Source organism: Rubrivirga sp. (assembly GCF_049648075.1).
In the GTDB taxonomy this organism is placed as follows: domain Bacteria; phylum Bacteroidota; class Rhodothermia; order Rhodothermales; family Rubricoccaceae; genus Rubrivirga.
Genome location: NZ_JBARYR010000368.1, coordinates 1 through 7,102, shown reverse-complemented (window position 1 = coordinate 7,102; position 7,102 = coordinate 1). Strand labels below are relative to the sequence as shown.

8 protein-coding genes and 1 pseudogene are annotated in these 7,102 nt (G+C 69.8%); 3 read left to right on the top strand and 6 right to left on the bottom strand.

The window, feature by feature from the left end:
- The 3 genes from dnaX to WBA11_RS10775 all read right to left on the bottom strand — a co-directional run.
- Window positions 1–1,234: DNA polymerase III subunit gamma/tau (dnaX, locus tag WBA11_RS10785; protein WP_424520693.1), on the bottom strand; the 1,234-nt coding region annotated here is incomplete at its 3' end.
- A gap of 58 nt (window positions 1,235–1,292) precedes the next feature.
- Complete coding sequence (locus WBA11_RS10780; protein ID WP_424520692.1) at window positions 1,293–1,430, bottom strand: hypothetical protein; 138 nt, start codon at window positions 1,428–1,430, stop codon at window positions 1,293–1,295.
- 89 nt (window positions 1,431–1,519) lie between these two features.
- Window positions 1,520–2,017, bottom strand: a complete 498-nt coding sequence (locus WBA11_RS10775) for an RDD family protein (RefSeq protein WP_424520691.1) — start codon at window positions 2,015–2,017, stop codon at window positions 1,520–1,522.
- A gap of 13 nt (window positions 2,018–2,030) precedes the next feature.
- On the opposite strand from WBA11_RS10775, the gene WBA11_RS10770 reads away from it, so the two are divergent.
- The 3 genes from WBA11_RS10770 (at window position 2,031) to WBA11_RS10760 (ending at window position 3,642) form a co-directional block, all read left to right on the top strand.
- Window positions 2,031–2,165 carry a hypothetical protein gene (locus WBA11_RS10770; RefSeq protein WP_424520690.1) on the top strand — a complete coding sequence of 45 codons (135 nt, stop codon included), beginning with the start codon at window positions 2,031–2,033 and terminating at the stop codon, window positions 2,163–2,165.
- A gap of 104 nt (window positions 2,166–2,269) precedes the next feature.
- Window positions 2,270–3,256, top strand: a complete 987-nt coding sequence (porQ, locus tag WBA11_RS10765) for a type IX secretion system protein PorQ (RefSeq protein WP_424520689.1) — start codon at window positions 2,270–2,272, stop codon at window positions 3,254–3,256.
- Window positions 3,253–3,642, top strand: coding sequence for a hypothetical protein (locus tag WBA11_RS10760; protein ID WP_424520688.1), 390 nt, complete (start codon window positions 3,253–3,255; stop codon window positions 3,640–3,642). The genes porQ and WBA11_RS10760 overlap by 4 nt, the downstream gene beginning before the upstream one ends.
- Before the next feature lie 51 nt (window positions 3,643–3,693).
- Here WBA11_RS10760 and WBA11_RS10755 read toward each other — a convergent pair whose 3' ends face one another.
- From WBA11_RS10755 to WBA11_RS10745, 3 genes and pseudogenes are all read right to left on the bottom strand, one after another.
- A complete protein-coding gene (locus WBA11_RS10755) occupies window positions 3,694–4,620 on the bottom strand; it encodes a site-specific integrase (RefSeq protein WP_424520687.1) in 927 nt (308 codons plus the stop codon).
- Between the two features lie 90 nt (window positions 4,621–4,710).
- A complete protein-coding gene (locus tag WBA11_RS10750) occupies window positions 4,711–6,465 on the bottom strand; it encodes a potassium/proton antiporter (protein ID WP_424520686.1) in 1,755 nt (584 codons plus the stop codon).
- Between the two features lie 376 nt (window positions 6,466–6,841).
- Window positions 6,842–7,102: pseudogene (locus WBA11_RS10745) on the bottom strand (hypothetical protein); the annotation flags it as partial.

Genomic DNA, 7,102 nt, shown 5'->3' with positions numbered 1-7,102 from the left:
TGACGGCGCCTTGCGCGACGCGCTCTCGGTCTACGACCAGGCCGTCTCCGTCTGTGGCACCGTCCTCGAGGGCGGACAACCGGTCGAGCAGGCGGCCCAGGTCGGCGGCCGACTCCAGGCTCGCCATCTTCAAAAGGGCGAGCTCGAGCGTCAGGCGCGGCTGGCGGCTGTCGCGCAGGTCTTGGGCCGCCCGCTCCGAGAGCATCAGCAGGTGCAGCAGGTCGGCCTCGGCATAGATCGAGGCCGCGTCGAGGTAGCGCTCCTTGGTGGCGAGCGTGCCCTCGATGAGATCGCCCTTGCCCGTCGAGCGCGCGACCAGCAAGTCCCGCAGGTGCTCCGCCAAGCCCTGGACCAACTCGTCGAGGTCGTGGCCCGCGCGCACGACGCCGTCGACCAAGGACAGCAGGCCCGCGCGGTCGCCGTTCCGGGCGCGGTCCGTGACCGCGAAGTAGACGTCGGCGTCGACCACGCCGAGCGCCTTGCGCAGGGCGCCGACCTCGAGGACGGTGCCACAGACGGAGACGGCCTGGTCGTAGACCGAGAGCGCGTCGCGCAAGGCGCCGTCACCCTTGCGGGCCAACAGGACGAGGCTCTCGTCGTCAGCCGTGATGCCCTCGGCGGCGGAGATCTCCCTCAACCGGTCCACGATCTCGGGGACCGAGATGCGGCGGAAGTCGAACCGCTGCGACCTCGACAGGATCGTAGGCAGCACCTTGTGCGGCTCGGTCGTCGCGAAGATGAACATCACGTACGGCGGCGGCTCCTCCAACAGCTTGAGGAGGGCGTTGAACGCGCTCGCCGACAGCATGTGGACCTCGTCCAAGATGTAGACCTTCTTCTTGGCCCCCTGCGGCGGGACGAGCGCCTTGTCGCGCAGGTCCCGCATGTAGTCGACGCCGTTGTTCGAGGCCGCGTCGATCTCGAACACGTTGAGCGACCGGCCCTGCTCGAACGCGTGGCACGACTCGCACGTCCGGCACGGCTCGGCCCGGTCGCGCTCCTCGAGCGGCGTCTGGCAGTTGACGGCCTTCGCGATCAGCCGCGCCGCCGTCGTCTTGCCCACGCCTCGAGGCCCGCACAGGAGGTACACGTGGGCCAGCCGGTCGCGCGTGATCGCGTTGCGGAACGTCTCCGCGACGTGCTCCTGCGCGACCAAGTCGTCGAAGGTTTGCGGCCGGTACTTGCGCGCGGTGACGGTGTAGCGGTCGCCGGAATCTGTCGTCGTGTCGGCCATCAGAGAGCGGGTTGAGAGCGGCGGTCGCAAGGTCCCGCCGGCCTCGGCCAACATACCGTCACGGCACGCCCGGCCGGGCCGCTGTGGACAACTGATCGCCCTCGAGGGCGAGGCGCTCCGCTTCGGGAAAGGTCCGACCTCGAGGACGCTCCTGTGCATCGACGAGGGCGCGCAGGCACGTCGTCGAACGCTCCACGCAAAACCGCGCCCGTCCGACCTCGAGGCCGAACGGGCACGCTGTGTCTTCCTGGATCGCTGGCTGAGTCGGCCCTCGGGGGCCGAGGGCTACACCGTGGCCGCGACCTCGGCCTCCTCGATGACCTGGGTGCCACCGGTCCGGTCGCCGATGCGGCGTCCCTCGTCGTCCGTCACGACCAGGACGGCCTCGACGAGCCCGAGCAGGCCGACGACGATGCTCCCGATCAAAACCAAGACGCCCAGGATCGCGAGAGGCCCGAGGGCGAGCAGGACCGTGCCGATGCCGGACACGATGCTGCCGGCGGCCAGCGTCCAGTTTCTGCGGATCGAGGTCTCCATCGTCATCGGGCCGCCGTCGAGCCGGACGGCCCGCAGACCGATAATCTTCTTGCCGAACGAGCGTCCGTCGGTGTACGGGGTCTCGAGGGCGTCGCGGGTCAGGATGTAGCCCGCCGCGACCAGGACGCCGATGCCGGACATGAACGTGCCGAACAGGCCGAACACCCAGCTGATGACGCCGGCGGTGAGGCCGTCGATGAGGACGGCGAGGAAACGCTTGACGAGGTCGGCTTTGGGGCTGGACATGGGTGTGGGGTGCGTGGGTGTACCCTACGCTACGCAGTTTCGGGCAAACAGCGGTCACAACCCGATGATTCTCTTCGTGCTGCAGCCCGTCCGAGCGACCTCGAGGGCGGCGCATCGTCCTCGAGGACGGCGGGGCGAAGCGGCGTGACCTGTAAAGAGGTGGGCACGTCTCGTACCTTGGTGGTCCACCCGCAACACGCCTAGCGCCCCTTCGAGACGGTTCCGCACGCTCTGCCCCTCGGGGCCACCGACATGCAACCACGTCTCTTTCTCTTCGGGGCTGCCCTCGCCGCGATGCTGGCGGCGGCGCCGGCCGCGTCCGGTCAGGCCCGGACCCAGACCGCGTTCGACCTGGTCCGTCTAGACGTCTCCGCGCGTGCAGCCGCGCTGGGAGGCCCCGCCGCGCTCTCGGCCGGCGACCCGGCGACCACGTTTGCGAACCCCGCCTTCTTGTCGTCGGAAGCCAGTGGAGCGCTCGCCCTCGGGTACACGAACCTGATCGGCGACGTCAACGCGGGCTCGGTCGTCATCGCCCGCGACCTTCGCAGCTCCGGGATCAGCCTGGCCGGCGGCGTCCGATACCTGTCCTACGGCGAGTTCGAGCGGCGCGCGAGCAGCGACCCGACCTCGACGGCCGACGGCACGTTCAGCGCGAGCGAGGCGGCCGTCACGATCGCGGCCTCGAAGGAGGTCGTGCCCCAGTTGCGACTCGGCGTCGCGGCGCACGCGCTGTTCGCGTCCATCGACGAGGCCGGTGCCCAGGCCGTCGCCGGCGACATCGGGCTGAGCTACCAAGTGCCGTCCCAAGGCATCACGTTCGGGGCGAGCGTCCACCACGTCGGCGCGGTCCTGTCGTCGCTCGGGGCCGAGTCCGACCGGCTCCCGCTCGACGTCCGGCTAACGGTCACGAACAAGCTCCGATACCTGCCGCTCACCGTCTCGGTCGCGGCCATCGATCTGCAGCGCTTCGAGGGGCCGGCGTCGGACTCGTCGTTCGTCAACCGCGCCCTGGATCATGTCGCGATCGGTGGCGAGTTTCAGCTCGGGTCCACGTTCGCCGTCCGGGCCGGCTACAACGGTCGACGTGGTGAGGATCTCCGGTCCGGCGGTCGTCTCGACTTGGCGGGCGTGAGTGTCGGGGCCGGCGTCGCGCTCCGTCGCATCGGCGTCGACTACACGTACTCGAACTGGGGCGACTTCGGCGGGCTCCACCAGTTCGGCGTCCGCACGCGGTTGTGACCCGGCTTTTTGTCGCGTTCGTCCTGGTCGCGGGCTGCGCTGGGTCCGGCGACCTCGAGGTCGTTCAGGGAATCCCGTTCGGTCTCGAGGTCGGCGAAGTCGCGCTCGCAGACGGACACGAGGTCCGCTTTCTCGAAGTCGTGGAGGACAGCCGGTGCCCTGACGGCGCGGAGTGCGTGTGGGCTGGCAAGGCCCGCGTCCGAGTCGCCGTCGACGGCGCGCCGGCCGTGCTCTCGGTGCCTCACACGGACGCGGACGGCCCGGAGCCTGCGACGGCTGTTGTGGGCGCCGTCGAGGTCGGCGTTCAGTCGCTCACGCCGTACCCGGCCGTCGAGGCGCCGGACGGTCCAGTCGTGCTCACGCTCATCGCGATGTCGGTAGAGTAGTCGACCTCGAGGTTGACGCCGCGCGTTCGTGGTTCTCGTCCTCGAGGACGTCTATTCGTCGTCGCGGGGTTTGAGCAAGCCCTGCTTTTTGAACGAGATCATCGTCGTCTCCAACGTCCCGTGCCGCATCCGGCGGCGGACGTCGTCGACCGGCATCCCGGAGTTGAGCCAGATCAGCGCCGCTGTATGGGTCAGGCTGTGCGGGCTGATCCCGCGCTTTTTGAGCTTGGCCGCGCGCAGGTGCGTGTTGATCCGCCCTCGGACCGAGCGCGTGTTGAGTCGCGTCCCGGCGCTCCGGTGGCCGAGTGAGACGAACAGGGGAGCCGTCGGGCCGGCGTCCTCGCGTGACATCAGGTAGATCTCGAGCGGGTCGACGGCCGCGGGGTCGAGCGGGACCGTCTGGTCCTTCGACTGGCGGCCCTTGCCCTGGACACGCAGGAACGTGCCCATCAACGTCCGGTCGACGTCGCCGATGTCGGCGCGCACTAGCTCGACCTCACTGAGGCCTCCGAACACCATGAGCGCCACGAGTGCCCGGTCGCGCCGCCCGATCTCGGTCACTTGGGGAATCGAGCCCAGGAGCTCTTCGACCTGGGCCTCGGTCAATACACCGCGCGAGTGGGAGCTGGGCCGGCGGTTGCCTTTGACGGCGCGGGCGGGGTTCTCCTCGAGGTCGCCACGCGCGACCAGGTAGTCGCACAGCCGGCGCAGCGCCGTCAGATAGGTGCTGACCGAGACCTGGCTCAACTCGCGCTCCTCCATCAGGTACGTCTTGTACGCCTCGATGTCTTTCTCGACGAACCGGAACCGGCTCGAGGGCCGCGCCGCCCGGACGCCGTGGTAGCGCTCGAACTCGTTGAGCGCGCGCCGGTACGTCCCCTTCGTCTCCTTGCTCTTCTCTTTGAGGTAGTCCGTGACGAAGCTCTCCAGGCGGTCGGCGAGGTCGGCAACGGAGAGGCGAAGGGGCGAGTCGGCCACGGGGTCTGGATAACGGTCATCGCAAGCTAGAGCCTGGGGTCGCGGCGGGCAACGGGGACCGCCCGAGAGCGGCCTCCGAAGAGGAGACGGCTACTCCGTCCTCGAGGACGAACCGTTGCCGGCCGGTTCGACCTCGAGGCCGTCGCCGGCGAGAGCGTTCGGTTGGTCGTCGGGTCGGGGGGCGGGAGCGACCGTGAGTCGGACCAAGTCAGGCTCTGACCCGCGAGCTAGGCTGAAGAGGTCGTCTCGGCGGTCTCGGTCCAGCGCGTCCAGGAGAGTGGCTCCCGGCCTCGAGGGCGCGGGCAGGTCGAGAAAGCGATGGACCTGGCCCAGCGTCACCGTCTCGGAGAACTCGACCTCGAGGCCGGGCGTGAGCGGCGGCACCTCGGCGGGCGGGTAGAACAAGTGGTCGACGAGCGGCAGGAGCGATGTGCGAGTGGCGACGAAGACGTGGTCGCCGAGTCGGAGCTCGGTGCGTCCTCGGGGCACGACGACGTCGCCGTCGCGGACGACGAGCGTCACGGCGGCGCCCTCGGGCAGCGCCAAGTCCCGGAGCTCTTGGCCGGCCACGCGAGCGGTCGGCGTGACGGTGTAGTCGACGACGTCGCCGTCGAGCTGCTGCAGCGCGTGGAGCTCGACGCGGACGGGCGGGGACGGATCTGCGGGACGGCCGATCCCCAGGCGGCGCGCGACGGCCGGGAGGGACCACCCCTGGACCAAGGCCGAGATGATGACGACGAAGAACACGACGTCGAACAGGAGCTCCGCGCCCTCGACGCCGGCTATCAGGGGGAACGTAGCGAGCGTGATCGGGACGGCCCCTTTCAGCCCGCCCCACGACAGGAACGCGACGTCTCGCCCGCCGAACCCGAACGGCATCACGGACGCGGCGACGGCGAGCGGCCGGGCCACGAAGACCAGCACGACGGCGATCAACAGCCCCTCGGGCGCCACGGCGAGCAGGCGGCTGGGGAAGCTCAGCAGGCCGAGCAGAACGAACAGCGCGATCTGGGCCAGCCACGCCGCCGCATCGAGGACGAGAAGGGTGCCTCTCCGAAACACGAGCGGGCCGTTCCCGAGCACGATCCCGGCAAGGTAGACGGCCAGAAAGCCGCTCCCTCCCAAGACCGCTGCTCCTCCGAAGGCCACGAGCCCGAAGGCGACGGCGAGCACGGGGTAGAGGCCCGGCGCATCGAGCCCCGCCCGCTCGACGGTCCACGACGCCACGCGACCGACACCGACTCCTACCAAGCCGCCGACTCCGAACTGGAGCACGAACAGGAGCACGAGCGACCCGGCCGTCCCTCCGGTCCCCGCGGCGATCGCGGTCAGCCCGACCGTCAAGAAAAGGGCCATCGGGTCGTTCGACCCGCTCTCGACCTCGAGGGTGGCGCCGAGCCGGTCGGGCAGCTTGAGCCCGCTCGACCGCAACACGGAGAACACGGCCGCAGCGTCGGTCGACCCGACGATGCCGCCGAGCAGGAGTCCGTAGAGGAGAGGCACGTCGAGCACCGCGGCGGCCGCGACGCCGGTCAGCCCGGCCGTGAGTGCCACGCCGATCGTCGAGAGCGAGAGCGCCGGCTGCCACGCCGCACGGACCGACCCCATGCTCGTCCTGAGCCCGCCGTCGAACAGGATGAGCGCGAGGGCGACGGTGCCCGCGGCATTCGCGAACCCGTAGTCGTCGAACGCCACGCCGCCCAGCCCCTCGGACCCGGCCGCCATCCCGACGGCCATAAAAAGAACCAGAACCGGGACGCCGATGCGCGCCGAGATCCGGCTCGATGCGACGCCCAGGGCGACGAGCAGACCGACCAGGAGCATCCCGGCAGCGACAGATGGCATAGATCAGATCGAAGGACGAGCGCTTACTACGCCAGCCTACCGTCGGTGTCTCCCCCGCGGTTTGCGGTCCCGACCTCGAGGCCGAGACGAGGCCCGTCGTAGTCGGGTGCCTGTCCTCGAGGACGTCCGCCGCCCTCGAGGGTGCCTATTCGAGGACCACGTAGACGGGCGGTGCGCAAATCTCGCGGGCGTCCCTCTCGTCATATTCGGGCGAGTACCCCGAGCAGACGGAGACCGTGTACTGACCTGGATTTCGAGGCCACCGGAACCGGACTCCGGACGTTACAAACCGCCTGCCGCTCTCGATGCGGGTAGAGGACAACTCAAGCGTCGTCGTCGATCCCGGTTCGGGTGCGAAACCCACCCGTCCGTGCCTCTACGCCGTCCAGTCCTCCAAGTGGCCCACCAGCCAGTCGCCGCACGCCTGCTCGAACGTCGGCGCGCCGGCCGGCCTCGAGGACGGGTACCAGCCGTGGCTGAGGGCGGGCAGGGTCGTCACGGTCGAGGTCGCGAACGCACTGGCCGCGTCCTCGAGGGCGCTCGGAGGCGCGACCGGGTCGAGGGCGCCGCTCAGGAAATGCGCCGCCCTCGAGGGCGAGACGTCGCCGGCAAACTGGATCGGGTCGATGCCGCGGAC